The 26139-nt window shown below is 40.3% G+C and carries 21 protein-coding genes; 12 read left to right on the top strand and 9 right to left on the bottom strand.

All coding sequences use genetic code 11. The annotated features are described in order from the left end of the window. Window positions 1–45 precede the first annotated feature (45 nt). Both hutI and MTN96_RS15420 read left to right on the top strand, forming a co-directional pair. Window positions 46–1293 carry an imidazolonepropionase gene (gene hutI, locus MTN96_RS15425; protein ID WP_036981072.1) on the top strand — a complete coding sequence of 416 codons (1248 nt, stop codon included), beginning with the start codon at window positions 46–48 and terminating at the stop codon, window positions 1291–1293. Between the two features lie 59 nt (window positions 1294–1352). Continuing rightward, window positions 1353–3077, top strand: a complete 1725-nt coding sequence (locus tag MTN96_RS15420) for a GGDEF domain-containing phosphodiesterase (RefSeq protein ID WP_248532184.1) — start codon at window positions 1353–1355, stop codon at window positions 3075–3077. 6 nt (window positions 3078–3083) lie between these two features. Here MTN96_RS15420 and MTN96_RS15415 read toward each other — a convergent pair whose 3' ends face one another. Both MTN96_RS15415 and rraA read right to left on the bottom strand, forming a co-directional pair. Further along, window positions 3084–4133, bottom strand: a complete 1050-nt coding sequence (locus MTN96_RS15415; protein WP_248532169.1) for a formimidoylglutamase — start codon at window positions 4131–4133, stop codon at window positions 3084–3086. 1 nt (window position 4134) lies between these two features. Beyond that, window positions 4135–4632 carry a ribonuclease E activity regulator RraA gene (rraA, locus tag MTN96_RS15410; RefSeq protein ID WP_008115004.1) on the bottom strand — a complete coding sequence of 166 codons (498 nt, stop codon included), beginning with the start codon at window positions 4630–4632 and terminating at the stop codon, window positions 4135–4137. Window positions 4633–5058: 426 nt separating this feature from the next. Between rraA and MTN96_RS15405 the strand changes: the two genes are divergently transcribed. Continuing rightward, entirely contained in the window at window positions 5059–6939 is a 1881-nt protein-coding gene (locus tag MTN96_RS15405) for a methyl-accepting chemotaxis protein (RefSeq protein WP_248532168.1), read from the top strand. A 70-nt stretch (window positions 6940–7009) separates the two neighbouring features. On the opposite strand, the gene MTN96_RS15400 is transcribed toward MTN96_RS15405, so the two are convergent. The 5 genes from MTN96_RS15400 to priA all read right to left on the bottom strand — a co-directional run bounded on the left by MTN96_RS15400 (window position 7010) and on the right by priA (window position 12121). Then, entirely contained in the window at window positions 7010–7384 is a 375-nt protein-coding gene (locus MTN96_RS15400) for a gamma-butyrobetaine hydroxylase-like domain-containing protein (protein ID WP_036981078.1), read from the bottom strand. Between the two features lie 65 nt (window positions 7385–7449). Continuing rightward, on the bottom strand, window positions 7450–8778 hold the full coding sequence (gene hslU / locus MTN96_RS15395; RefSeq protein ID WP_248532167.1) for an HslU--HslV peptidase ATPase subunit: 1329 nt from the start codon (window positions 8776–8778) through the stop codon (window positions 7450–7452). Window positions 8779–8790: 12 nt separating this feature from the next. Beyond that, window positions 8791–9309 (bottom strand): ATP-dependent protease subunit HslV, encoded by a 519-nt coding sequence (gene hslV / locus MTN96_RS15390; RefSeq protein ID WP_008115012.1) that lies wholly within the window; start codon window positions 9307–9309, stop codon window positions 8791–8793. A gap of 80 nt (window positions 9310–9389) precedes the next feature. Further along, entirely contained in the window at window positions 9390–9917 is a 528-nt protein-coding gene (locus MTN96_RS15385) for an SPOR domain-containing protein (protein ID WP_248532166.1), read from the bottom strand. A gap of 20 nt (window positions 9918–9937) precedes the next feature. Further along, window positions 9938–12121, bottom strand: coding sequence for a primosomal protein N' (gene priA / locus MTN96_RS15380; protein WP_069438811.1), 2184 nt, complete (start codon window positions 12119–12121; stop codon window positions 9938–9940). Between the two features lie 230 nt (window positions 12122–12351). Between priA and rpmE the strand changes: the two genes are divergently transcribed. Next, the gene (gene rpmE, locus MTN96_RS15375) at window positions 12352–12567 is read left to right on the top strand and encodes a 50S ribosomal protein L31 (RefSeq protein WP_008115018.1); all 216 of its coding nucleotides are present in this window, start codon (window positions 12352–12354) and stop codon (window positions 12565–12567) included. A 523-nt stretch (window positions 12568–13090) separates the two neighbouring features. Then, a complete protein-coding gene (locus MTN96_RS15370; RefSeq protein ID WP_013463901.1) occupies window positions 13091–14332 on the top strand; it encodes a malic enzyme-like NAD(P)-binding protein in 1242 nt (413 codons plus the stop codon). A 68-nt stretch (window positions 14333–14400) separates the two neighbouring features. On the opposite strand, the gene metJ is transcribed toward MTN96_RS15370, so the two are convergent. Continuing rightward, window positions 14401–14721, bottom strand: coding sequence for a met regulon transcriptional regulator MetJ (gene metJ / locus MTN96_RS15365; RefSeq protein ID WP_008115021.1), 321 nt, complete (start codon window positions 14719–14721; stop codon window positions 14401–14403). Between the two features lie 198 nt (window positions 14722–14919). On the opposite strand from metJ, the gene metB reads away from it, so the two are divergent. Continuing rightward, the gene (gene metB / locus MTN96_RS15360; RefSeq protein ID WP_248532165.1) at window positions 14920–16167 is read left to right on the top strand and encodes a cystathionine gamma-synthase; all 1248 of its coding nucleotides are present in this window, start codon (window positions 14920–14922) and stop codon (window positions 16165–16167) included. Window positions 16168–16216: 49 nt separating this feature from the next. Next, complete coding sequence (gene metL, locus MTN96_RS15355) at window positions 16217–18562, top strand: bifunctional aspartate kinase/homoserine dehydrogenase II (RefSeq protein ID WP_248532164.1); 2346 nt, start codon at window positions 16217–16219, stop codon at window positions 18560–18562. A 48-nt stretch (window positions 18563–18610) separates the two neighbouring features. Here the strand turns inward: metL and MTN96_RS15350 are convergent, their stop codons facing one another. Continuing rightward, window positions 18611–21085, bottom strand: coding sequence for a penicillin-binding protein 1A (locus MTN96_RS15350; RefSeq protein WP_248532163.1), 2475 nt, complete (start codon window positions 21083–21085; stop codon window positions 18611–18613). Window positions 21086–21216: 131 nt separating this feature from the next. Here MTN96_RS15350 and MTN96_RS15345 point away from each other — a divergent pair, with 131 nt between their 5' ends. The 5 genes from MTN96_RS15345 to MTN96_RS15325 are packed head-to-tail and all read left to right on the top strand — an operon-like array spanning window position 21217 to window position 26061. Next, window positions 21217–22296 carry a pilus assembly protein PilM gene (locus tag MTN96_RS15345; protein ID WP_036981089.1) on the top strand — a complete coding sequence of 360 codons (1080 nt, stop codon included), beginning with the start codon at window positions 21217–21219 and terminating at the stop codon, window positions 22294–22296. After that, on the top strand, window positions 22284–22856 hold the full coding sequence (locus MTN96_RS15340; RefSeq protein ID WP_069438813.1) for a PilN domain-containing protein: 573 nt from the start codon (window positions 22284–22286) through the stop codon (window positions 22854–22856). Before MTN96_RS15345 ends, MTN96_RS15340 begins: the two co-directional genes overlap by 13 nt. Next, a complete protein-coding gene (locus MTN96_RS15335) occupies window positions 22846–23448 on the top strand; it encodes a type 4a pilus biogenesis protein PilO (RefSeq protein WP_036981094.1) in 603 nt (200 codons plus the stop codon). Before MTN96_RS15340 ends, MTN96_RS15335 begins: the two co-directional genes overlap by 11 nt. Then, window positions 23448–23984 (top strand): pilus assembly protein PilP, encoded by a 537-nt coding sequence (locus tag MTN96_RS15330; protein WP_036983362.1) that lies wholly within the window; start codon window positions 23448–23450, stop codon window positions 23982–23984. Before MTN96_RS15335 ends, MTN96_RS15330 begins: the two co-directional genes overlap by 1 nt. Continuing rightward, the gene (locus MTN96_RS15325; protein ID WP_138626377.1) at window positions 23971–26061 is read left to right on the top strand and encodes a type IV pilus secretin PilQ; all 2091 of its coding nucleotides are present in this window, start codon (window positions 23971–23973) and stop codon (window positions 26059–26061) included. Before MTN96_RS15330 ends, MTN96_RS15325 begins: the two co-directional genes overlap by 14 nt. The last annotated feature ends 78 nt before the right edge of the window (window positions 26062–26139 follow it).

The following is a 26139-nucleotide window of genomic DNA, read 5'->3' as shown; positions in this document are numbered from 1 at the left end:
AAGATGTGTTGTTAAACTTGTTTGAACATTATCGCGGAGAAACTTATGCAAGCCACAGAATCTACAGAACAGTTAAATGATATCGATTTATTGCTCACAGATGCCAACATTGCCACTATGGATAGCAATATTGATGCGCCTTATGGGGCAATAGAAAATGCGGCGCTAGCTATTAAAAATGGCAAAATAGTGTGGCTAGGTAAGCAAGCTGACTTACCTAATTTTGATGTGTTAGCCACCCCGATATTAAGTGTAAAAGGGCAATGGTTAACCCCTGGCTTAATTGATTGCCATACACATTTAGTGTTTGCCGGTTCTCGTGCGCAAGAATTTGAGCAGCGTTTGCAGGGCGTGAGCTATCAGCAAATAGCCGCGCAGGGCGGGGGAATAGCAAGTACAGTTAAAGCAACCCGAGAGGCTGACCACGAACAGTTATTTGTAGCAACAAAAGAGCGTTTAAATGCATTGTTAGCTGAAGGGGTGACAACGGTTGAAATTAAGTCAGGATATGGGCTTGATATAGACAATGAGAAAAAAATATTGGAGGTGGCTAGGCTGTTAAATCAACATCATCCTATTGACGTGGTTAACACCTTTTTAGGGGCGCATGCACTACCTCTGGAGTTTAAAAACCGCAGTGATGATTACATAGATTTAGTATGCAATGAAATGCTAAGCATGCTTGTTGAACATGACCTAGTGGATGCAGTTGACGTATTTTGTGAAGACATTGGCTTTAGCTACGCACAAACTCAACGCGTATTTGATGCAGCTAAAAAACAGGGTTTGGCAATCAAGTGTCATGCCGAGCAATTATCAAATCAACACGGTGCAGCGCTGGTAGCACAATACAATGGCCTGTCGGCTGATCATTTAGAATACCTTGATGAAGCAGGCGTTAAAGCTATGGCAAACGCAGGCACTGTGGCGGTATTACTGCCTGGGGCTTTTTATTTTTTAAAAGAAACGAAATACCCACCAATTGAACTGTTAAATAAATACAAAGTACCCATTGCGATCGCCAGTGACTTTAATCCCGGCACATCACCCTTATGTTCGTTGCAATTAATGATGAATATGGCCTGTACTTTATTTAATTTCACCCCAGAGCAGGCATTAACTGGCGTAACAGCACATGCGGCTCGTGCTTTAGGTTTTACTGATAGAGGAGTGTTAAAAGTTGGCGCTCGCGCAGATATAGCTCATTGGCAAATTGACCATCCTGCACAATTAAGTTATCAGTTTGGGGTAAATAAACTGCTAAATCTATGGATATTGGGTAAACTTAGTTAGTTTGTATAAAATTAACTCTTAAACCTATGTTTTATTTAATGTCAGTGAGTACGTCAGCTATGGATGGAACGTTATTGAGCTACATCAATTTAGCTATTTTTTTAAGTGGTGCACTTTTAATGGCAATGGTTGCCACGCTATTAACCGTTAAAAGTAACGTAATGAGACTCAGCTTTGTATGTACTGGGCTCATTGGCTTAGCTATGGTGAGTAGCGCAATACCCTGGCTCGCTATTTTACTAGCGCTTGGTTTTGGTTTTAATTTATATCAAGCGAAGTTACACAAGCAAAAAAAACCATTTCTTATCAGTGCCTGTGCAAGCGCATTACTTGCTTTATTGTTAATAGGGTATCTCTTTTTTACGCTGCATTTAGCGTGGTTGCTCATGGCTATTTTACTGCTCTCAGTCAGTGGTTTTTTAGCTGATAATGAGCCTAAAACTACTACGCCTTTAAAGCCACAAACCGAGCCTGAGGTGTATGTTGAAAACTCACCCTTAGCCAGCTTCCCCGATAAACAACAGTTACGTCAAAAGTATAATGAGCTTACCAATGAAGGTTCATTCAGAGCCGCACTTATTGTATTAAGACTAGAGGGGTTTGCGCAGGTAAATCAACATATTGGACGAGATTTTGGTGACTTATTGTTGTCGCAGTCGGCAAATCGAATAAAAGACTTACTAGACAGTGATGAAGTGTTGTTCCTTGCTCCGCACGCTAAATTAGCGCATTTAGGCGGGTTAAATTTTGCGTTTATTTGTGTTCTACAAAGCCATAATCATTTACATCAACAGCTTATCAAGCAAATTATTGGCGCTACATTAAAGCCCTTTAACGTGGCAAATTGCACTATTGAAGTAAAGGTAAGAGCCAGTTATGTTCATTGCGATCAACAAAGTACGAACTTTGATGATTTAATTAGTCATGCTTACTTGGCACTTGATAGTCAGCCAAGCAAACAAATAGTGGCTTATCATCAACAAATGACGGTTGAGCATTTAGAGCAACAAGCGCGATTAACAGAGCTTGCGAATATCAGCTTTGCTGATGAGTTTGAGCTGTTTTTTCAACCCGTTATTCGCAACGGCGATGGCCAAATTGAATTTTTAGAATTGTTATTGCGTTGGCAACACCCCACGCAAGGCACCTTATCGGCAAGCCGATTTATAAATGATATTAGAATTGCAGGGCTTGGTTATTCACTGGCTACCTTTGTTATAGAGCGTGCTGGCGAATTAGCCATGGCACTTCGTATGGAAGGGATGTCGGTGCCTTTGAGTGTTAATTTATTTGGTCCAGAAATGCTCAATGAAGAATTTGTTGATTTTGTTTACGGAGTAATTGGTGAGTATCAACTAAGACCAGGCGATTTAATTATTGAATGTCCGCTTCATGTTTTTACCAGCCTAGATGATAAAGGCAGAGCCATGATCGCAAGGCTTAACAGTTTAGGTTTAAAAGTATGCGTTGATGGCTTGGGAGATAACCCCGTATTACTGTCTAAATTACCAAGTTTAGCGGTGGAGTATATTAAGGTATCTCCGGCCTTAACTGCTGACTTTAGTAATCAAAATAATATACGCAGCTTAGTAAGCGGCATGGTAGAAATGCATAATCAGCAACAAACAAAAGTGATTTTTGAAGGTGTTGAAACACTGGACCAACTTAAATTTGTGAAAAGTTTGAAAGCTTATGCCTCACAAGGCTACTACTTCGGACACCCTTTAAGTAGCTTAGGGTTAATGAGTTGGTTTAAACAGTGGTTACAGGCACAAGAAGACTAGGGAAGATTAGATTTTTTGCTTTGTTTGCAGGTAGGTATTTACTAAGGCGCTGATAACTTGACCACATTGTAATTTACCCGCAGCAAGAGAGTGAGGATGTTGCGACGGTGCTGCTTCGCATAAATGTAAATAAGCACTGTGATGATTACTTGCAGCTAAATAAACATAATGCTCGCCATCGCTAACATCAAAACCGCAATAATTAAATGCGCTTGCAGGCATGTTGGTTAGGCTATCTAAATCAACTTCTATTCCTAACGGTGCGTTATCAAATGCGTTTAGTGCATTGTTAGTTGCCTCCGTTAAACTTATTTCTCGCCTAACATTAATCGCTTGATAGCTGGTGAAACTAAATTTTGCACTTTGCATCGCATTAAAAATTTGTTGATTATTTTTAAGCTCATGTAAGCCAATTACATGGTAACTGTTAAGGTGCTGCTCTTGATAGGCGTAGTGAAAACCATTGCCACTGTGTCTGCCTTCACACTCTCTAAAGTCGGCATGGGGGTCTAAATTAATGGCGTTAATTGCGCTGTTTTTATATTTTGCAAGCGAGCGAATAATACCTAAGCAGTTGTTATGTCCGCCACCAATAATGATGGGTTCAAGACCGGCTTTAAAAATCATGCTTAAAATTGCTTCAACCCGCACATCAATCTCAGCGCACAACTGACGTAATTGGTCTAAATCGAAAGGATTTTGGTTATCAAGCGGGTGTGCTTGTTCCATTAAGTCATCAAGGTTTACTTCGCCAAGGAGTAACACTTTTTGCATGGCAATAGCGTGATTGTGAGGTTGGTTTAAAAAGTGTTGTAAAAAAGCGGGCCAAGCATGCTGTGCTCCGCCTTTACCTAAATTGGCTCTAGGTCCAATGTCTTCGCAAACGCCCAGTAAAACAAAGCGCATACCAAACTGTGCAGCATCAGTAAGCGCTTGTTGTATATTAACGTTTGCGTCAAGTAATGCCATTGACTGCCACGCTTTTTGTTCACCTGCACGGTTAGAACAAATGCGCTTGAGCGTGCTTTCGTTATATACTTTAAGGTGTGCTGTCACGCTACAGCTCTATTATTTCTAGCTCTAATTCTTCAGCAGAAAGTACAATACCTGTACTGTCGGCATAAACAAAATCATCATCGAAAAATGATACACCCGCAAAGTTAACGCCTATGCCGCTTTCACCCGCGCCTTCACTGTCAGCTGCAACCGGAATTGATCCAATGGCTTGAATTCCTAAATCCAGTTCTTCAAGTTCATCAACATGGCGCAGTGCACCATATACAATAATACCTTGCCAATTGTTTTCAAGTGCCAGCTCAGCCAGTTCAATATCAATTAAGGCTCTGCGAGTGGAGCCTCCACCATCAATAAGTAAAATCTGATCTGTACCATCTTGAGAAAGCAATTGACGGATCAGTTCATTATTTTCAAAACATTTTACCGTTTTAATGCGGCCACCAAAACTGTGTCGACCACCAAAGTTGATGAACATAGGTTCAAGCACGTCAACCACATCAGCGAAATGGTCACATAAATCAGAAGTGCTGTAATCCATTATTTTATCCTCAAAAGATACATAAGTTAGTAACTTAGTATACCCTCCTTATATTCAATAACAACGACTTAATTGCAGTAAATTTAGCCAGAAATAGAACTAAATCAATAACACGACTCATAATTTTTTAATAAAATTGTCATCTTTATAAATAATTTTTTTAAGCTATGGACTGAGCGCTTATAAGTGCGAGAGATGTAAGTTCTGATTGGCGAGACTGTTAAAATTAAATAATACTGTGATCAGGCCGATAATTATATTGTCCATTTGTATAAAGGGAGTTTGTAAATGGTTAAATTTTACTGGTAGCCCTTTTTTATGGTTTTTAATGATAGGCATTATTGTTTATTTTATGTAACAAAATTATGTTATTACAAGAAAGCATCACGTTATACTGAACTGGCAAATTTAATTTAGGTATTTACAATGAACTTTTTACAGAATCTAACGATTAAACGTCGTTTACAATTTAATGCATTAATCGTTGGCTTAGCCATGATTGTTATGCTGTGCATCATCATTTATGAAGCACGTATTATGCTTAAATTAAATGAAACTATTCAGTACGCTGAAGAGCTAGATGTGCATGAGCTTTCGATGCGTAAATACGAAAAAGACTTTTTGTTTTACAAAGATGAGTCTAGTTTAGAGCTATTTGCACAAGAATATAAAAAACTACAATTTAAACTAGAAAAGCTATCTGTTTTATCTGCAGATTTAAATATTGCTACGGCTCAGGTCAATCAATTTTCTACGTTAACCCAACAGTACTATGACGACTTTCAAAATGTTGTAAAACTACAGCGTAAAATCGGGTTGCACCCAAAAGACGCTTTATATGGCGAGCTGCGAGAAGCAGTTCATAAAATAGAAACATTGCTTAGTGAGCAAAATAATTACCAATTACTCACCACTATGCTACAGCTACGCCGAGCTGAAAAAGATTTTATGTTACGTTTAGATACCAAGTATTTAGATCGATTTAATAAATTAGCAAGCGAGTTAAAACAACAAGTAAATGCTGCAGAGCTACCTAATAATTTACGCAATCAATTGGTCTCGTTAATGACCAACTACCAAAATAAATTTACTGCATTGGTAGAGGCGCAGGTGGAACTAGGCGTCGATTTAGATTCGGGTGCCCTAGGGAAAATGAGAATAAGCGTCAAGAAAAGTGATGAAGTGGTTACTTTGATCACTAATGCGACTAAACAGCAAGTAAATGAAACGGCGCAGCAGGCGCAATTATTAGCAATAGTCATATTTATAATTGCAAGTATCATCGTTATGCTACTTGTGTACTTAACCAGTCGTTCAATTATCCAGCCTATTGAGAAAGTTTATCAAGCAATAGATCAGATCAGACGAAACAATGATTTAAGCTTATTCATAGAGCACAAAGGGAAAGGTGAAGTAACGAGGATGACCATAGACTTTAATAGTTTAATTAGTGACTTTAAAGATCTCATCTATGAAGTAAATACGGCTCTAACAACGCTTAATATAGCAACAGAGAATCTATCTGAAACAACCTCAGCGACTAGCTCTGGTATGCAAGAGCAATTACATGAAGCGGATATGGTAGCAACCGCTGCTACAGAAATGCAGGCAACGATTCAAGATATTTCACACAATACTGAAGCCGCCGCTAAAAAAGCTGAATCGACCAATGTAAGCGCCCAGCAAGGTCAGGTTGAAGTTGAGTCAACCATTAAGCATATTAATGCCTTATCTGATTCACTTGGTAAAGCTTCCAGCGTGGTGTCTCAGCTAGAAAAAGATGGTGAAACCATAGGTTCTGTGCTTGATGTGATACGTGCGATTGCAGAGCAAACTAATTTACTTGCTTTAAATGCTGCCATTGAAGCGGCGAGAGCGGGTGAACAAGGTCGTGGCTTTGCGGTTGTTGCAGATGAAGTGCGCTCACTTGCACAGCGTACGCAGGAGTCAACCAGCGAAATAGAAGGCATTATTAACACCCTACAACAGCGTACTGAAGAAGTTGTGAGTATCATGCACCAATGTCGTACTCAAGGTGGCGAAAGTGCTACACAAGCAACAAAAGCGGGTGAGCTGCTAGGATCAATTACCATTGATGTGCAAACTATTATGGAAATGAGTACACATATTGCTACTGCTATTGACGAGCAAAGTCAGGTGGCTTCTGAGGTAAATAAAAACGTGGTCCGTATTCGAGATATTGCAGAGGGGGCTGCGGCTCACTCACAAACTAATGCGCAAACCAGTGAAGAGGTCTCTGAGCAAGCAAGGGTACTTCATCAAGCAATTTCAAAATATAAGGTTTAACTACTAACAGAAAAAAGTGGCTTAATTGCCGCTTTTTTCTCATTCACAGAGTATAAGTTCAGACTAAATACTAGGGGACAAACTTTATGGGTACGCTGTCTTTGTTGTTTTCATGTTGTTTAACACGTTCTAAATACGTATCCCATAAGCTCGTTTGTTCAGCTTGTAACTTAGCAAAATATTGCCAGCTGAACAGCCCGCTATTATGGCCATCGTCAAACTCTAAACGTAACGCGTAATGCCCTACTGGCGTAATGGTTTTAATTCCCACTGCTTGTTTATTTAGTACTAACTTCATAGGCTCAGTTCCATGGCCTTGAACCTCTGCTGAGGGAGAGTGTACCCGTAAAAATTCAGCGCTAAATATAACTTCAGAGTTATCATCAAAATAAACATCTAAATTTTTACTCACACTATGATAGTGCACTTTTGTAACTTGTTTCATCGTCATCTCGCTTACAAAAAAGCCTCCATATTGGAGGCTTTTAGTATAACTGTTTGTGTTTTCAATTAAAGAATAAAACGACTTAAGTCTTCATCTTCAACTAGCGCACCTAAGTGTTTTTCAACGTAGGCGGCATCAATAACAAGGCTTGAACCCGCTTTTTCAGAAGCGTCATATGAAATCTCTTCCATTAGCCTTTCCATAACTGTATGAAGGCGACGAGCACCGATATTTTCGGTTTTTTCGTTTACTTGCCATGCTGCCTTAGCAATACGCTCAATTGCGTCGTCGCTAAATTCAATAGCGACTTGTTCTGTTTTGAGTAGCTCGCGTTGTTGCTCAGTAAGTGACGCGTGTGGCTCAGTTAATATACGTTTAAAGTCATCGGCTGTGAGTGCTTCAAGTTCAACACGAATAGGTAAACGGCCTTGTAACTCAGGGATCATGTCTGATGGTTTAGACATTTGGAATGCGCCTGAGGCAATAAACAACATGTGGTCAGTTTTTACCATGCCGTGCTTGGTATTAACGGTAGAGCCTTCAATAAGCGGAAGTAAATCACGTTGTACACCTTCACGACTTACATCTGGGCCAGAGGCTTCACCACGTTTACAAATTTTGTCTATTTCATCAATAAACACAATGCCGTTTTGCTCTACTGCAAAAATGGCCTGTTCTTTTAATTCTTCAGGATTAACCAGTTTACCGGCTTCTTCTTCAGTAAGTAACTTAAACGCTTCTTTAATTTTAAGCTTACGCTTAGTGCGTTTATCACCACCCATGTTTTGAAACATTCCCTGTAACTGGTTGGTCATTTCTTCCATACCAGGAGGAGCCATAATTTCAATATTAGGTTGAGCTTGGGCTAAATCAATATCAATTTCTTTGTCATCTAATTGGCCTTCGCGTAACTTTTTACGAAACGATTGGCGTGTCGATGAATTTTCATCGCGCTGAACTTCACCGTATTGATCTTTCGCTGGAGGCAGTAATACATCTAAAATACGTTCTTCAGCCGCTTCTTCAGCGCGATATTTGAACTTTTTAGTTTGTTGCTCTCGTGTCATTTTAATTGAAACATCAACTAAATCACGGATGATAGTTTCAACTTCTTTGCCGACATAACCTACTTCTGTAAATTTAGTGGCTTCAACTTTAATAAAAGGTGCGTTGGCAAGCTTTGCTAAACGACGAGCAATCTCAGTTTTACCTACACCCGTAGGGCCAATCATTAAGATGTTTTTTGGCGTTACTTCTGCGCGTAAGTCTTCGTTTAACTGCATACGGCGCCAGCGATTACGAAGGGCAATAGCAACCGCTTTTTTCGCTTTAGCTTGGCCAATAATATGTTGGTCTAGCTCATGAACAATTTCTCTTGGGGTCATATCAGACATAGCGAGTTCCTATTACAATTCTTCGATAGTTTGGAAGTTATTCGTAAATACACAGATGTTGCCAGCAATTGTTAGACTTTTCTCTACAATTTCACGAGCACTTAAGTCGGTATTTTCTAATAAGGCGGTTGCAGCTGATTGCGCAAAGTTACCGCCGCTGCCAATTGCGATTAGGTCGTTTTCTGGTTGCACCACGTCACCGTTGCCGGTAATAATTAGCGAAGCTGTTTCATCAGCAACAGCAAGTAAAGCTTCAAGTTTACGCAGGGCACGATCGCTACGCCAATCTTTAGCCATTTCTACAGCCGCTTTAGTGAGGTTACCTTGGTGCATTTCTAGTTTGCTTTCAAAACGTTCGAAAAGAGTAAAGGCATCAGCAGTGCCGCCAGCAAACCCAGCGATAACTTTGCCATTATAAAGACGTCGAACTTTTCGGGCATTGCCCTTCATTACTGTGTTACCAAGAGATACTTGGCCGTCACCACCAATAACAACTTTGTCATCACGGCGTACACTTACGATTGTAGTCATGTTATTCCTCATCATCGCGCTGCAAGGGGCAGCGCGTAAAAAACGATTATGAAGAGGTTATATGGGTGAATGGTTTAAATTCAAGTCCAGCTCCAAATTCCGCAGCCGACAATATTAATTCGTTTAAGTTTGTTCTTATCACTTTCTGCATGACGCTTGGTTTCATAAGGCCCTAAACGCACTTTGTACCAAATACCATTGCTGCCTGTGGTTTTTTTGATTTCTGAAATTAATCCTGCAAACGCTATTTTAGCTTTTAAGGTTTCAGCTTGCTGATGGGTTCTAAATGAACCACATTGCATGACATAAGGACCTTTTTGTTCAAGTTCTTTTACTTCAACCTGAATCTCATGCTCTTTAATTTCTTTAATAAATTTAGGTGGCCGCGGTTTAGCTATTTCTACTTGTTTTTCGGGTGTTGGATTTGCTTGCTTTTCAACAAGCTCTGGATCGGCATTGTTTTTAACAAACCAGAGTCCGTATGCGAAACCACCGACTAGTAACAAGGTAATAATGATTAACAAAAACGGGAAGGGTTTTTTAGCCGGCTCTTGTTTAGTGTTTTTTCTATTTTTTGGTTTTTTATTAATATAATCGTGCTGTGCCATGGTGTTATATGTGGCCTTACCTAAATCATGTCTGTAGGATCTACGTCTAAACTCCAGCGAACTTTTTGTGCAAGTTTGCTAGTGCTGAGATAATCAACCATTTGCGCGAGATACTGATGTAGTATGCGTCGATCTTGCGCTTGAATATGTAATTGAAAACGATACATTCCCGCAATTTTTTCTAAAGGCGCGGGGATCGGTCCGAGCAATTGTATACCAGATACCCCATTGACAGGAACCAAATCCGTTAGAAAGTCGACGACTTGCTTTATGTTATGCCCTTGTGCGCGAACAATTGCCATACTCGTAATAGGTGGCAACTGTGCATCACTTCGCTCAGTGAGTGCAAAGCGGGCAAAATCTTGATAGCCATTATTAACTAAGTCTTGTAATAAGGGGTGCTCAGGAAAGTGCGTTTGTAATAATACTTCACCGGGTTCGCCAGAACGTCCCGCGCGTCCTGCAACTTGTGTTACTAATTGTGCTAAATGCTCAGTAGCCCTAAAGTCACACGAATACAAACCACTATCGACATCTAAAATAAGTACTAGGCTAACATCAGCAAAATGGTGGCCTTTTGCCAGCATTTGCGTACCAACTAAAATACGTGCGCCGCCTTGGTTTATTTCATCCAGTGCTTTTTCAAGGCTACCTTTACGCCGAGTTGAGTCACGGTCGATACGGCTGATCGGGGTGTCTGCAAATTCACTACTTAAAAACTCTTCTATTTGCTCGGTGCCTTTGCCGTTAGGAAATATTTGCGTACTACCACAGTCAGGGCATTGATGCGGTACATGATATTGATCGCCACAATGGTGGCAAATCATTTGGCCTATTGCCTTATGGAAAGTCGCACTGGTGCTGCATCGGCTACATTCACTCAACCAACCACATTCATGACAAATCAAGGTAGGAGAAAACCCACGGCGATTTAAAAATACCATCACCTGCTTTCCTCTATTTAGGTGCTGGCGCATTATTGCAAGACTGGCATGCGCAATACCGGCTCGATCAGGCTGACCTTTCATGTCGAGCAGCTTAAACTGATTATCGGTGGCGGTTTGCGCGCGCTCACTTAATGTGAGTAACTGGTATTTGTTATTAATTGCTTTATGCAGTGTTTCTAATGCCGGCGTGGCGCTACCTAAAATAAGTGGAATTTGATGCTGATAGGCACGATACGCAGCTAAATCACGGGCATGATAGCGTAAAGTGTCTTGTTGTTTAAATGAGGCATCATGCTCCTCATCAACCACAATCATCCCGAGCTTTAAAAATGGCAGAAAAATACTCGAACGGGTGCCTATAACAATGGCACAACTGCCTTTTTCACAAAAGCGCCATGTTTGTAGACGTTCGTTATCGGTTAATGCCGAGTGCCATAACATAATAGGGGTGTCAGGAAAGCGACGTCTAAAACGATTGACCGTTTGAGGCGTTAGCCCTATTTCAGGAACAAGTACTAGCGCCTGTTCGCCACGTTTTAATACTTCTTCTAGGCATTGTAGGTAAACTTCGGTTTTTCCGCTGCCAGTGACACCTTCTAGCAAAAAGCTCTTAAACCCAGTACTTTGATTAATTGCAGTGCAGGCAATGGCTTGCTCTTTATTCAAACGAGGTTTGCTGCCAACCGTTGGCGAGGTATGTTGCCATTGATTGTCGTGTTCAATGGTTTGAATTATTAGCTCTTTATCTAAAAGGGTATCAATGGTTTTTTTATTAAACCCGAGGGCTTTGAGTTCGGTTAATGATGATTTACCGGATGCTGATAATTGCTTAAGCAGATTAAGCTGTGTTTTAGCTTTTAAAGACGGTAAAAGTGCCCCCTTTTCGCTTAATGTCACCATGTTTATACTGGTTTTATCAGGGCACTCACCTTGGCGCAGTGCACTGGGCAATGCAATATGAATAGTTTCACCGAGTGGATAGCAATAATAACGCGCTGTAAACTTCAGTAGCTCTAAATGCTGCGCAGATAACACCGGTGAGTCGTCAATAACTTCAATAATAGATTTTATTTTGCCTTCGGGGACTGCTGTATCCGCTTTTAAGCTAAGAATAACCGCTACTTTACGTTGATTGCCAAAAGGGACTAACGCGCGCATACCAGGCTGTAATTGAGTCAGCGGTACTAATTGCTCATCCACTTTATAATCAAAGGTGCGAGGCAAGGGGACTTTTATTGCAACTTCAGCAAAATGCATAACAACTCAACCAATTAACGTAATGGTTTAATGTACTAAAAATAGCATTAAAAGCCTACCGACAAATCAGTAATGAATAGGTGTTTGCCGAGTTTTTAGCAAAAAGGGTAATTAAAGCTTGTGTGCGTGCGGGTTGTTGGATAAAATTCGCGACCAATAAATTTGTTTTAACGACGTATGGTGCCAGACTTCGGGTTTGGAGAGCGATGCGGCCTTAACTAGAGGTTCCTATGAAAGAAGGTATTCACCCTAAGTACGAAGTAATTTCTGCAACTTGTTCATGCGGAAACAAATTCGAAACTCGTTCTACTCTGTGTAAAGACATTCACTTAGACGTATGTTCTGCGTGTCACCCGTTTTACACTGGTAAGCAAAAGATTTTAGACACTGGCGGCCGTGTTGATCGCTTCAACAAGCGCTTCGGTGCACTTAGCAGCAAAAAATAATTTTTTGTTTCTATGTAAAAAAAGCACCTTAGGGTGCTTTTTTTGTGGCCAAAATTTACTTTCCTATCTGCTTTCTTAGCAATTTTGTATTTATTTTTTTTGCATAACTATTTCCTGTTCTTATTCTGAGTATGCATAAACATTTGCAGACAAAACAGCCAATATTCTCTATATTTTTATTTGTTAAACTTTAAAGATGGTACTCAAATGCAGGTAACGTGAGGTTATTTGTGTTTAAAGTTAAATAAAATTCGGTATTTCACTATTTTAATTTAAGACTAAAAAATACGCTTTATAAAAATAGAACAAGGGCAAAAGTACCTGTGTTTTTCATTTTTATGACGAATTTATATTTTAAAAATGTCAGGATAATCTAGGGAAGTTGCTGATAAATCACTTAAAATTAACAGTTCTAGCATATAACAGGATAGACCTGATATTGCTTGGAATTTAAAAATAATAAAGGTATCGTAGATTAAAACTACCTCTCACTTTAACTTAAATTGCAGGATATAATCGCGTTATGTCAGATTTTCGTGAACAAGCACTACATTACCATGCCCATCCCGTTCCAGGTAAAATCAGTATTGAGCTGACCAAGCCCGCTGAGACGGTTAAAGACCTCGCGCTCGCATACAGCCCTGGTGTCGCAGAACCTGTTCGTGAAATTGCCGCTGATCCAGCAAATGCCTACAAATATACTGGTAAAGGAAATATGGTTGCGGTTATTACTAACGGCACCGCAATTTTAGGCTTAGGTAATTTAGGTCCACTCGCTTCAAAACCCGTTATGGAAGGTAAAGCGCTACTATTTAAGCGTTTTGCAGGGTTAGACTCTATAGATATTGAAGTTAAGCACCGTACTACCGAAGACTTTATTAACACGGTGGCTAATATTGCCGACACCTTTGGTGGAATTAATTTAGAAGATATTAAAGCGCCAGAGTGTTTTGAAATAGAAAAAGCGCTTATAGAGCGTTGTAGCATTCCTGTTTTTCATGATGATCAGCATGGTACGGCTATTGTAACGGCTGCGGGTATGCTAAACGCGCTGGAAGTACAGGGCAAAGCAATTGAAGATGCAATTATTGTATGTTTAGGTGCCGGCGCTGCAGCTGTTGCCTGTATGGAGCTTTTAATTAAGTGTGGCGCGTTGCGTGAACATATTTATATGTTAGATCGCAAAGGAGTTATTCATACGCGTCGTGATGACTTGAATGAATATAAGCAATTATTTGCAAACAATACCGATAAACGTACTTTACAAGATGTAATTGAAGATGCCGATGTGTTTGTGGGTGTATCGGGCCCTAATTTATTAGCCCCTGAAGATTTAAAATTAATGGCTGATAGACCCGTGGTATTTGCTTGTTCAAACCCCGATCCTGAAATCGATCCGCAATTAGCACACGCTGCACGTAACGATTTAATTATGGCTACAGGTCGCTCTGATTATCCGAATCAAGTTAATAACGTATTGTGTTTTCCGTTTATTTTCCGTGGTGCGTTAGATGTACGTGCCAGTGAAATAAACGACGAGATGAAAATTGCTGCTGTGGAAGCAATTCGCAGTATTGCTAAAGAGCCCGTGCCGACTGAAGTGCTTACTGCCGCAGGCATCGACAAATTAGAGTTTGGTGCTAAATATATTATACCAAAACCAATGGATCCACGTTTGTTACCACGTATAGCTAAAGCGGTTGCGCAGGCGGCGGTAGACTCTGGTGTTGCACAAATTGATATGCCAGAAAACTACATGGCGTAATTGTTAAGTGTAAATTAGCGCAAAAAAAACCTCAGCATTTGCTGAGGTTTTTTTGTATAAAGACCCTTCTAGTCTTCATTTAAAATAGGCACTTCTAGTCCCATTTCTTGCATTATTTTCTTCACTTCTTCAGGTACTTTTTCTGCGTTATCTTTACGCAAATCATCATCATTAGGCAGCGGTTGCCCGGTAAACGCATGCAAAAACGCTTCGCATAAAAGCTCGCTATTTGTTGCATGACGTAAGTTGTTTATTTGACGACGAGTACGTTCATCAGTTAATACTTTTAATACATTTAGCGGGATCGAAACGGTGATCTTTTTTACTTGTTCGGATTTTTTCCCGTGTTCTGCGTATGGGTGAATATATTCACCATTCCATTTAGCCATAAGATGTATCGTTGCCTCAGATTATAAATTGCTCACACAGCATCAAAGCGTGTAAATATGCGTGAAATTCTATCGGTTTAAAAAAGATAGTCAAATACTAGTTATTTAGCTATCTAGACATTTAAATGTTTTGACATCTTAAATTGCATGCGCTACCTTTTAGACGTCTAAACATCCAAATTAGTAAAGGTAGCGAAAATGAGTGAAAAAAATAAGGCAACAATTGCTGTTCGTAGTGGCATAGAAGCCGACAAACAGCATGGTGCGGTTGTTCCACCGCTTTATTTATCAACAACTTACTCATTTGCTGACTTTGATACAAAGCGCCAATATGATTATGGCCGCAGTGGTAACCCTAATCGTGACATTTTGGCTGAGGCGCTCACGGAGCTTGAAGGTGGCGCTAAAGGCATTATTACCGCAACAGGCATGGCAGCCGTTCACCTAACAACACAATTACTTAATAGTGACGATACGTTAGTGATCCCTCATGACTGTTATGGGGGCAGCTATCGCTTATTTACTTCGCTAGAAAAGCGCGGCTTATTAAAACTAGAAGTGGTCGATTTTACCAAAAGCGACAGTTTGACACGCATCCTTGCTATTAAACCTAAGCTGATTTGGATTGAAACACCTAGCAATCCTATTTTACGCTTAACAGATATTAAAGCGGTAACTGATACAGCTAAACAGTGTGGTGCACTGGTTGCCGCCGACAACACATTTTTATCGCCAGCATTACAAAACCCGATTAAGTTTGGCGCTGATATTGTGGTGCACTCAACCACAAAATATATCAATGGCCATTCAGACGTTGTTGGTGGCGCGGTTATCGCAGCGACTGCTGAGTTAGGTGAAGAGTTAGCGTGGTGGGCAAATAACATTGGCATCACCGGCGCGCCATTTGATAGCTATTTAACTCTCAGAGGCTTACGTACTTTAAACGTGCGTTTAAGGCAACACCAAGAAAATGCACTCGCCATTGCACAGTATTTAGAACGCTCCCAGTTTGTTGCCCAAGTTTACTACCCAGGTCTTGAATCACACCCTCAACATGCGCTAGCTAAGGCGCAGCAGCTTGGCTTTGGTGCTATGGTTAGTTTTGATATAAAAGGCGATATAAACGATGCTGCAGCGTTTTTAACGCGCTTAAATGAATTTAGCTTAGCGGAATCATTAGGTGGAGTAGAAAGTTTGATTTGTCACCCTGCGACTATGACCCACGCCGGCATGGACGCAACCGCGCGTGCAGAAGCCGGAGTAGGCGACACGCTTATTCGTATCTCGGTGGGTATTGAAGATGTAAATGATTTACTCGCTGACTTAGACAGGGTATTTAATTTGGTGCGCCCAGGGCACGCCGATCCCGGCCTATCGGCAAAAAGTGGTGCTAGTGAATCATTTGGTTCAGCAAAGTTAAACGCGGCGCATCCGGCGTTATGGTAGTGCATACCACTCTTCAAAATACAAAACATAAATGCGAGTCGGTATTAATATGGTAAATCAGGTTCATAAATTTGGTGGTTCGAGTTTAAGCTCAGCGGATCGCTTTAAAAGTGTCGCAAATATTATTTTAACTCACGCTCACGCTGGGGATTGTGTGGTGGTATCGGCTGCCGATAAAACCACCGATACCTTAGTTAAACTGTGGCAAAGCTATCAACAGCAAGACACTCAAGCTATTGCTGATATTGTATTGCTATTGAGCAACCATCAAATAGCTCTAATTGAGCAATTATTAATAGCTAACGCTAAGCACCATGCGCTTGATTTACTTGAAACTGAGCTCAGTATTATTACCAAGCAGGCTAAGCAAGGGACATTAGCTGAAGCTGCGTTATTAGCACATGGTGAATTGTGGTCTGCAAGGTTACTAAGCGCTTACTTAGAACAACTTAACGTTAGCGCTTGTGCCCATGACGCTAGGCAGTTATTTACGTTAGATGCCGGACAGCTGCAGCATGCTAATAATCAGCAGCAGTGCTTAAAAGCCATACAGACGAGTAAAATTAATGTAGTTACGGGGTTTATTGCGGCTGATTTACATGGTGAAACAGTGACCTTAGGGCGAAATGGCAGTGATTACAGTGCCACTTTATTAGCGCGGTATTGCAATGCTAAAAAAGTCTCTATTTGGACTGACACTCAAGGTGTTTTTAGTACTGATCCGCGTAAGGTTGCTAATGCGGTTAAGTATGCGCGAGTGTGCCGTGATCAAGCTAATTTATTAGCGAGGTTAGGTAATCCAGTATTACACGCTAAAACATTATCGCCATTAAAAGATACCGATATAGAATTAGTTGTTCGCAGTAGTTACGATCCTCAAGGCAGTCATACCGAAATAGTTAAACTAGGAATGAGTAAACAAAAACGCTTTTTAACCACAGTAAATAATGTGGATTTACTCATTGTTGATGATCTGAGTGAAGGCGAAGTAGCACATGTTAGCCAACTTATTCAGCATAGTTTGCATCACTTTGAACACGAAGGCGAAATCTACTTACTAGTCCCTGCGTCAGCGACACACCAGGTGGCTAATTATTTTGCTGGCCGCGCCAATATTAGTGAGTCAAACTTAAATGGGGTGGCGATTATTGCACCTGATCAAGAGGTAGCGCCGCTTGGTAAGCAAAGTGAAGCCTTATTACAAACACAATCTATCCAGCCTCGGTTTACCCATTACGGTGAGGGATATACGTTACTATTAACCGATCAAGTACTTGAAAGTGATGTGCTGAGCCTGTTACATGACAAGCTCATTAATAAAGCACAAGAAATAGCTATAATTATTGCAGGACTTGGTAATGTAGGTGCTGAGTTTATGCGCCAATTACCTGCTCAACTAGCACGCTTATCAACTGATTTTAACGTCAAGTTAGTAGCGCTTTTACGCTCAGAGCAAATGCTGGTGAATGCTAATGGATTAGACTGTGAAAGCTGGCAACTTCAATGGGAAAACCATGCAAGCTCCTATAAACAAGCCGATTTATTGTCATACATAGATACTCTTGAGTATGAACATAAAATAGTGATCGACATGACCGCAAGTGAATATTTTAGTCAGCTTTATAGTAAGTTAGTTGAATTAAACTGCCATCTAATTAGTGCTAATAAATACGCGGGAACCGCATCGCTTTCGTGGTATCAAACACTACGTGAAAGCCTTGCTCAACGTGGCTTACATTGGCGTTATAATGCAAGTGTAGGGGCCGGACTACCGATTAATTTTGCCTTGGCTGATTTACAAAATAGTGGCGATAAAATAACGCGAATAGAAGGCGTGTTTTCAGGCACGCTGTCATGGTTATGCAGTATGTATGATGGCAGTAAAGCGTTTTCAGATTTAGTTCTAGAAGCGCAAGCTTTGGGGTTCACAGAGCCTGATCCTCGAGAAGACTTATCTGGACGAGATATGCAACGTAAGTTGCTTATTTTAGCGCGTGAATTAGGTATTGAATTGGAACTTGATGACATTTCTTTATCCGCATTGATGCCCGATGAGTTAAGTGCTGGCAGCTGGAATGACTTTATTGATAACAAGGCTCGTTTAGATGCGTTTATTGAGCAGCATGCGCAAGCGGCTCAGCAACAAAATGCTGCACTGTGCTACACCGGGTTATTAGAGTTTGAAAACAACACGCTAAACGTTAAGGTAGGGATTGCCTATGTACCAAAAAGCGAAGCGGTTGCGAATTTGACCCCTGGCGATAATATTTTTGTGATTAATACCCAGTGGTATAACCAAAACGCATTAGTGATACAAGGCCCCGGTGCGGGTAAAGAAGTGACTGCTGCTGGCGTTCACTCTGACTTATACTGGCTGGTACAAAATATTAGTTAGACCATCAAAAAGGCCGCTAATTAGCGGCCTTTTCATTGTTCACTATATTTAAAATAGCTCTTCTTCAGTTTTAGTGTTTTCTTCAAATATATCATTTGGTTGTGATAACACATACTTGGTAGGAGCGGTGCCTTTTTCAAAGTATTCAAAACGGCTGGTGTAATCGTTTTTATGACTTAATAACCCGGTTTCTAAATCAATACGAATAGAAACTAAGCCTTCAGGTGGTTCGATTGGCGCAGCAGGTTTACCATCCAGTGCAGCGCGCATAAAATCAACCCATGCAGGCTGAGCTGTTTTTGCGCCTGACTCAGCACCTGATATTTGACCACTTCCTAAGTTGTTATTGTAGGTTGAGCGTCCCAGTGTATTACCTGGGTTATCAAAGCCAACCCAAACTGATGTCATCACATCGCGGTTAAAGCCACTAAACCAAGTATCTACAGAATCATTAGTCGTGCCTGTTTTACCAGAAAGATCGCGACGTTTTAGCGCTTGTGCACGCCAGCCTGTTCCACTCCAACCGGTTTTATGTGACCAGCTACCGCCACCCCAAATAGCACTATTCATTGCGCTGGCAATTAAAAATGCATTTTGTTTAGAGATGATCTGCGGCGCACAATTTGGTGCTACTTGCTCACCTAGCATTAGCGAGCTAGGTGTTGTCGTTTCATCATCACAAATAATGGTGGGATTGGTTTTAAATAACGTATTACCCATTGCATCTTGGATTTGTGAAATAAAGTACGGCTCAATTAGGTGACCGCCATTAGCAAAAGCACTCATCCCACGAGCTAATTCAAGCGGCGTAATGGATGCACTGCCTAATGCCAGTGACTCACTACGATTTATATCTTTATCGTCAAAACCAAATTTTAATAAATGATCGGCTGTTCTTTGCAGTCCAACGCCCCTTAATAAGCGTACGGAAATTACATTCTTAGATTGGGCTAAAGCACGACGAATGCGAATTGGACCATTATAAATAGCTGGGCTGTTTTTTGGTCGCCATGCAACGCCTTGGCTCTTATCCCATTGATTTATAGGAGCATCATTTAAAATTGACGCTAGTGTGTAGCCTTTTTCAAGCGCAGCTGAATATATAAACGGCTTAATATTTGAGCCTACTTGGCGTTTAGCTTGTACAGCTCGGTTGTATTGGCTTTGTTCAAAACTATATCCACCAACAATGGCTTTTATGCGCCCGTCTTGTGGGTCTAAAGAAACAATGGCGCTCGCCGCTTCAGGTATTTGACTTAAAATATAGCTATTATCGTCATTTTTACGCAGCCATATTTGCATGCCTGGGGTTAATATATCGCTTGCTGTTTCAGGCGCAAAGCTTTGGCGATAGCGTGTAATAAACTTACGTGCCCATTTTAGGTTATCCCAAGTAAGGGTTGTGCGCTCGCCGCTTTTAAGTATAACTTCAGCGCTTTTATCGCTCACGCTTAACACCGCAGCCGTTTTTAAAGGGCCAAATTCATTAACAGCTTTTAAAGTATTTAATAATTTCGACTGCGTCAATGGCGGCTCTGTTTGCGGATCCCACAATATGGCTTCAGGGCCCCTAAAACCATGGCGCATATCGTAGGCATGTAGGTTATTAACTAGAGCTGTTTGTGCTGCTTTTTGAACATCTGATTCAACAGAGGTGTACACTTTAAACCCTGAGTTATAGGCTTTATCTATACCGTAGCGTGACACCATTTCTGCTCGTACCATTTCTGAAATGTACGGCGCATATAAGTCAATTTCAGCTCCATGAAAATACGCGGTAATTGGTTGGTTAGTGGCTTCATTATACTGCGCTCTTGAAATATACTTCTCTTCAAGCATTCTTCCTAACACCACATTTCTTCTTGCTTTAGCACGTTCTGGATTACGAATAGGATTAAGTGCTGAAGGAGCTTTTGGTAAACCAGCAATCATTGCCATTTGCGCAAGAGTTAACTCTTTTAGTTCTTTACCATAATAAACTTGAGCCGCAGCACCAATACCAAAGGCACGATTTCCTAATTCGATTTTATTTAGGTAAAGCTCAAATATTTCATCTTTTGAGAGGAGGTTTTCGATATGAATGGCAATAAATATTTCTTTTACTTTACGAATGTAGGCTTTTTCTCGTGTTAAAAAGAAGTTACGAGCTAATTGCATGGTAATAGTACTGGCACCTTGCTTTTTCTCACCAGTAGAAATAAGTACTAGTGCTGAGCGCACAATACCAATTGGATCAATACCGATATGATCGTAAAAGCGGTTATCTTCAGTTGCCAAAAAAGCCTGCAATAAAGGCTGGGGAATTTGATCTATAGTTACAGGGATCCGTCTTTTTTCACCAAATTGGTTGATTAAAAGCCCATCTTTAGTAAATACTTGCATAGGCGTTTGTAATTGCACGTTTTTTAAAACTTGCACGCTGGGAATATCGGATTTAACGTAGTAATAAAGGCTGAGCAATGTAATTAGTGCAAGTAATGCACAAAGGATCAAAAATTGTAAAGTTCTTTTTAATAAAATCACTGATATTTCCCTAAACGGACTCCCAATTACTGGTTGAGACTGCTAGTATATATTGATTAAAAATTGAATAATATTTTTTAAGATATAAATTATAACTTGTTTATTATTAAAGCAAAGGCAAAGTTGCAAACATGCTAAGTCAACTAATAAAAAAACCATCACCAATGATGGTAGGTATTGATATTGGATCGCACTCTATCAAGGCCGTACTTTTAAGTGAAACAGAAACTGGGCTTCGACTAGAAGCACTTGCAATTGAACCTATGCCAAAAGGCGCCATGAGCGAGCGTAATATTCAAGATATTGAAGCAATTGGTAATGTGATAATCAAGTTAAAACGAAAGCTACCAAAGTCGCTAAAATTCGCGTCTGTTGCCGTCTCTGGGCAAACCGTGATTACCAAAGTTATTTTTATGGATGTTTCCTTAAGCGACGCTGAATTAGAGTCGCAGATTGAAATTGAAGCCGACAGCTTAATTCCTTACCCACTAGATGAAGTGAGTCTTGATTTTGAAAAGCTCTCTATAAATAGTGCTGACCCGAGCAAAATAAATGTACTGCTCTCTGCCGCTAGAACCGAAAGCGTTGAAGCCAGAGTCGGTGCGTTAAGTGCTGCGAATTTAACCGCAAAAGTAGTGGACGTTGAAAGCTATGCACTAAGTCGCGCTATGGATGTTTACTACCAACAGTTACCATCAGATGCATATGACAAAACGGTTGCAGTGGTTGATATTGGTGCTGTACTCACCTTGGTGAGTGTAGTGCAATCTGGTGAGACAATTTATACCCGTGACCAAGTATTTGGTGGCGACCATTACACAAATAGTATCGTTGCTTACTACAACAAAGGCTTTGATGAAGCTGAAATTGGCAAAACAACCGGTGATTTACCTCCAAACTATACATTTGAAGTGTTAGCTCCTTTTCAAACATCGTTACTCCAGCAGGTTCGTCGTGCTGTTCAAATGTTTTTAACTACCACAGGTAAAGAACAATTGGACTATATTGTATTGACGGGCGGCTCAGCGATGATTAAAGGCATTGATAGATTGCTGATTGAAGAATTAGGAATACACACAGTTGTTGTTGAACCATTTGATAAGATGGAAATATCCCCTAGAGTTGATCGTAATATAATACAGCGCCACCGCACTCAATTTGCAATTGCGACTGGCCTGGCGTTGAGGAGCTTTTCATCATGCCACATATAAATTTATTACCTTGGCGTGAGCTACAGCGTGAGCAGTCTAAAAAGAAATTTATAACACTTCTTATGGCTGTGGTTATCGTCTGTTTTGCTGGTATGTATATGCTGAGTGTGTTTTATGGTGCTCTAAAAGAAGGGCAAACGTTAAAAAATAATTATCTTAGTTCAGAAATTACAACGCTCGACAATAAAATTCGCGACATACGTGATTTAGACAAGAAAAAAGAAAACTTACAACAACGTATGCGTTTAATTGAAGAGTTACAAAGTAGCCGTAATTTAGGCACCCAAATAATGGATGAAGTGGCAAAAATAGTGCCTGCAGGGGTTTATTTAACCAAGCTGGAGCGCAAAGGTAATCAAATTCAAGTGTTAGGCAAAAGTGAGTCTAATAATCGTTTATCTACTATGCTCAGACAGGTACAAAGCTCTTACTTATTAGAGCGCCCGACTATGCAAGGTATTGTTGCCGGCGATCAATCTTCACGTTTACTCAGCGATTTTAATATGGAGTTTTACGTAAAACCATTTGGCAAAATAGGTGAGGTACGCAATGAACCTTGATTTTAAATCGTTTACAGAAATCGATTGGAATGAAATCGAGCTCGATAACATCGGTGAGTGGCCCGTTATTGTAAAAGCAATATGCGTAACTTTTGTAGCTTGTTTGGTGTTGTTTTTTAGCTACAGTTTATTAGTGTCGGATGAAATAGACAGCTACCACAATGCCGTTGCTAAGGAAATTGAGTTACGCACAACCTACCGAACTAAATATGCAGTTGCCAGTAAGCTTGATATTTATCGTGAGCAAATGGTTGAGATGGAAGATAAATTCTCTCAATTATTAAAACGCCTACCTACTTCAAATGAGACGCCAGGATTATTGGACGACCTTTCTTATGTGGGTACAACCAGCGGGTTAACATTTTTAAAAATTGGTTGGTTGCCAGAAGTTGAAAAAGAGTTTTATACCGAGTTGCCAATTAAAATTGAGGTGGTAGGTACTTATCATGAGTTTGGCGAATTTGTAGGGAAAGTGGCTCAACTACCAAGAATTGTCAGTTTACATGACTTTTCTATTTTATCATCTGGCGAAAAGCAGCTAACATTCAGTGTAGTAGCAAAAACTTACCGTTATGAAGAGGGGGTGAGATGATGAAGCAGCTTCTCTTTTTAACCACCGCGATGTTGCTGCTCAGTGGCTGTAACGAGGATACATCGGAGCAAAAAGAATTTATTGATCAGGTTAAAGCAAATACCACGGCACGTATTGAAAAAATACCTGAGCTAGTTAAGTTTGAGCACTTTGAGTATAACGCCAAAGACTTACGTAGCCCTTTTGTAGCACCAGAACCAGAAATTATTCAAAACAAGCTAACACAAGTTAAAAACTGTCTTCACCCAGACCCAGAGCGTGTTCGTCAGCCACTGGAGAAGTACCCATTAGATAATTTAGCAATGAGGGGCACAATAGGATCGAACGGCAAAACATGGGCGCTCATTACAGCTGCTGATGACACCTTGCACCGAGTAACAATAGGAAGCTACTTAGGCACCTATGACGGAAAAGTAAGCAGTGTTAATAGTGACTATATTGAATTAGTAGAATTAATCCCTGATGGGTCAGGTTGTTGGAAAGAACGTTTGACCAAATTAGAAATGTTAGAGGCGGCAACCAATGGCGCAAATTAATAAGAAAAAAGGTATACCCTATATGCATAAAGGTGAGTGTTCGCATCATCGTATTTTATCTGCTTTATTGTTTGTTTTTTTACTACTAATGACAAAAGCCGTAAGTGCAGCCCCTTTACTCTATGACGTTCGATATAATCCATTGCTTAAAGGTGAAACCGAATTACAGCTAGTTTTTGATGAAGAGTTGCAGCAGCAACCAGCAGTACAAGTTTTTAATAGCCCTGCAAGAATAGAGCTACTATTTGATGGGGTAGAATTAGATGAAGGGTTGACGAATATCGCTATCAACCAAGCTGGTATCAGTAACATCACGAGTATGATGACCAGTGCGGGTTTAAAAGTGACCATTAACTTGGACCGATTAAAAATTTATGAGACTGAAGTAAACAATAATTTAGTTTCTATTAGAATTTCAGATAACCCACTTACAGAGCAAATTTTAACAACCAGCGAAGATGAGCCTGCTTACACGTCTAATTATATTAACGGTATTCAAGCAATTGATTTTCGACGTGGAGAAAAAGGTGAAGCGAAAGTACTTGTTTATCTACAAGATACTCAGGCAGCTGTAGAGGTGCATGAAAGCGGTGGAAAAATCATTGCCGAGTTTCATCATACCGATATTTTAGATGATTTATTGTATGAATTAGATGTACTTGATTTTGGTACTGTGGTGAGCAGTATTGAAACGTTTAAAGAAGATAACCTTACACGTTTAGTGATTGAACCAAACACTGCATTTGCCTATACCTATCAGCAAATTGAGAATATTTTTACCTTAACGGTTGAGAAAGATGAAACGCAAAATGCCTACTTAGATGGTGGTAAAGAGTACTTGGGTCGTCCTATGACGCTTAATTTTCAAGATATCTCTGTTCGTGCTGTATTACAGATTATTGCCGGTTACAATGATTTTAACTTGGTAACAAGCGACTCAGTGACAGGCAATATTACTCTTCGCCTTGATGGGGTTCCGTGGGATCAGGCGTTAGATGTCGTGCTTAGAATAAAAGGCTTAGACAAACGCATGGACGGTTCTATTTTAATGGTTGCACCATCTGAAGAGCTGGCTGCCCGTGAAGCAAAAGAGTTAAAAGCTAAACAGCAAGTTGAGGATTTAGAGCCACTTTACAGTGAATACATCCGCTTAAATTATGCAAAAGCAGAAGACTTTGCCGACTTATTAAAAACAGATACCAATAGTATTATTACAGCCAGAGGGAGCGTGTCTGTTGATCAACGTACCAATACGTTATTAATGAAAGACACTGCAAAAAGTATTGAAAGTGTTCGTCGTATGGTCGAAACTTTAGATATACCAGTTAAACAAGTAGTTATTGAAGCGCGTATGGTAACCGTACGTGACAACGTAACTGAAGACTTGGGGGTTCGTTGGGGGTTTAGTGATCAGCAAGGCTCAGACGGTGTTTCTGGCACATTAGAAGGAGCGGAAACGATTTCTAATGGTAATATTCCTAGTCTTTCTGATCGACTTAACGTTAATTTACCAGTGGCGAATCCATCGGCAAGTATAGGTATGCACATTGCTAAATTGGCTAACGGAACATTAATTGATTTAGAATTAACCGCCCTTGAAGAAGAAAACAAAGGTGAAATCATTGCAAGCCCACGCATTACTGCAGCTAATCAGCAAAAAGCGCGTATTGAACAAGGTACTGAGATCCCGTATGTGGAGTCAGCTTCAAGTGGTGCAACAACCGTAAGTTTTAAAAAGGCGGTACTAAGCCTAGAAGTGACACCTCATATCACACCCGATAACAAAGTTATTTTAAATTTAATCATTACTCAAGATACCCGAGGGGATACGGTTCAAACAGGTACAGGCCCAGCGGTTGCCATCGATACGCAACAAATTGAGACTCAAGTACTCGTTGAGAATGGACAAACGGTAGTGTTGGGTGGTATTTTCCAACAGCAAATTATTAATTCGACCAAAAAAGTACCTTTATTGGGCGACCTTCCTTACGTAGGAAGACTATTTAAAAGCACAAGCGAGTTCAATGAAAAGCGCGAACTGCTGATTTTTGTTACACCTAAAATCCAAATAGACTAAATATTTAAGCTATCTAGGTTGAATACCAGCCTAGATAGTATGGGTATGTAATTTAGTTATCGTGGTGTGAACACTCCC

It is taken from the genome of Pseudoalteromonas sp. 2CM28B (assembly GCF_023161935.1).
The sequence above is the reverse complement of the archived record's forward strand: the minus strand, read 5'-3'. Positions and strand labels throughout refer to the sequence as shown.

Excerpts from the sequence above, each read along its gene's own strand:
- hutI (WP_036981072.1), top strand. The coding sequence starts at position 46 with ATGCAAGCCACAGAATCTACAGAACAGTTAAATGATATCGATTTATTG.
- MTN96_RS15420 (WP_248532184.1), top strand. The coding sequence starts at position 1,353 with ATGGATGGAACGTTATTGAGCTACATCAATTTAGCTATTTTTTTAAGT.
- rraA (WP_008115004.1), bottom strand. The coding sequence starts at position 4,632 with ATGGATTACAGCACTTCTGATTTATGTGACCATTTCGCTGATGTGGTT.
- MTN96_RS15405 (WP_248532168.1), top strand. The coding sequence starts at position 5,059 with ATGAACTTTTTACAGAATCTAACGATTAAACGTCGTTTACAATTTAAT.
- MTN96_RS15400 (WP_036981078.1), bottom strand. The coding sequence starts at position 7,384 with ATGAAACAAGTTACAAAAGTGCACTATCATAGTGTGAGTAAAAATTTA.
- hslU (WP_248532167.1), bottom strand. The coding sequence starts at position 8,778 with ATGTCTGATATGACCCCAAGAGAAATTGTTCATGAGCTAGACCAACAT.
- hslV (WP_008115012.1), bottom strand. The coding sequence starts at position 9,309 with ATGACTACAATCGTAAGTGTACGCCGTGATGACAAAGTTGTTATTGGT.
- MTN96_RS15385 (WP_248532166.1), bottom strand. The coding sequence starts at position 9,917 with ATGGCACAGCACGATTATATTAATAAAAAACCAAAAAATAGAAAAAAC.
- priA (WP_069438811.1), bottom strand. The coding sequence starts at position 12,121 with ATGCATTTTGCTGAAGTTGCAATAAAAGTCCCCTTGCCTCGCACCTTT.
- rpmE (WP_008115018.1), top strand. The coding sequence starts at position 12,352 with ATGAAAGAAGGTATTCACCCTAAGTACGAAGTAATTTCTGCAACTTGT.
- MTN96_RS15370 (WP_013463901.1), top strand. The coding sequence starts at position 13,091 with ATGTCAGATTTTCGTGAACAAGCACTACATTACCATGCCCATCCCGTT.
- metJ (WP_008115021.1), bottom strand. The coding sequence starts at position 14,721 with ATGGCTAAATGGAATGGTGAATATATTCACCCATACGCAGAACACGGG.
- metB (WP_248532165.1), top strand. The coding sequence starts at position 14,920 with ATGAGTGAAAAAAATAAGGCAACAATTGCTGTTCGTAGTGGCATAGAA.
- metL (WP_248532164.1), top strand. The coding sequence starts at position 16,217 with ATGGTAAATCAGGTTCATAAATTTGGTGGTTCGAGTTTAAGCTCAGCG.
- MTN96_RS15345 (WP_036981089.1), top strand. The coding sequence starts at position 21,217 with ATGCTAAGTCAACTAATAAAAAAACCATCACCAATGATGGTAGGTATT.
- MTN96_RS15340 (WP_069438813.1), top strand. The coding sequence starts at position 22,284 with ATGCCACATATAAATTTATTACCTTGGCGTGAGCTACAGCGTGAGCAG.
- MTN96_RS15335 (WP_036981094.1), top strand. The coding sequence starts at position 22,846 with ATGAACCTTGATTTTAAATCGTTTACAGAAATCGATTGGAATGAAATC.
- MTN96_RS15330 (WP_036983362.1), top strand. The coding sequence starts at position 23,448 with ATGAAGCAGCTTCTCTTTTTAACCACCGCGATGTTGCTGCTCAGTGGC.
- MTN96_RS15325 (WP_138626377.1), top strand. The coding sequence starts at position 23,971 with ATGGCGCAAATTAATAAGAAAAAAGGTATACCCTATATGCATAAAGGT.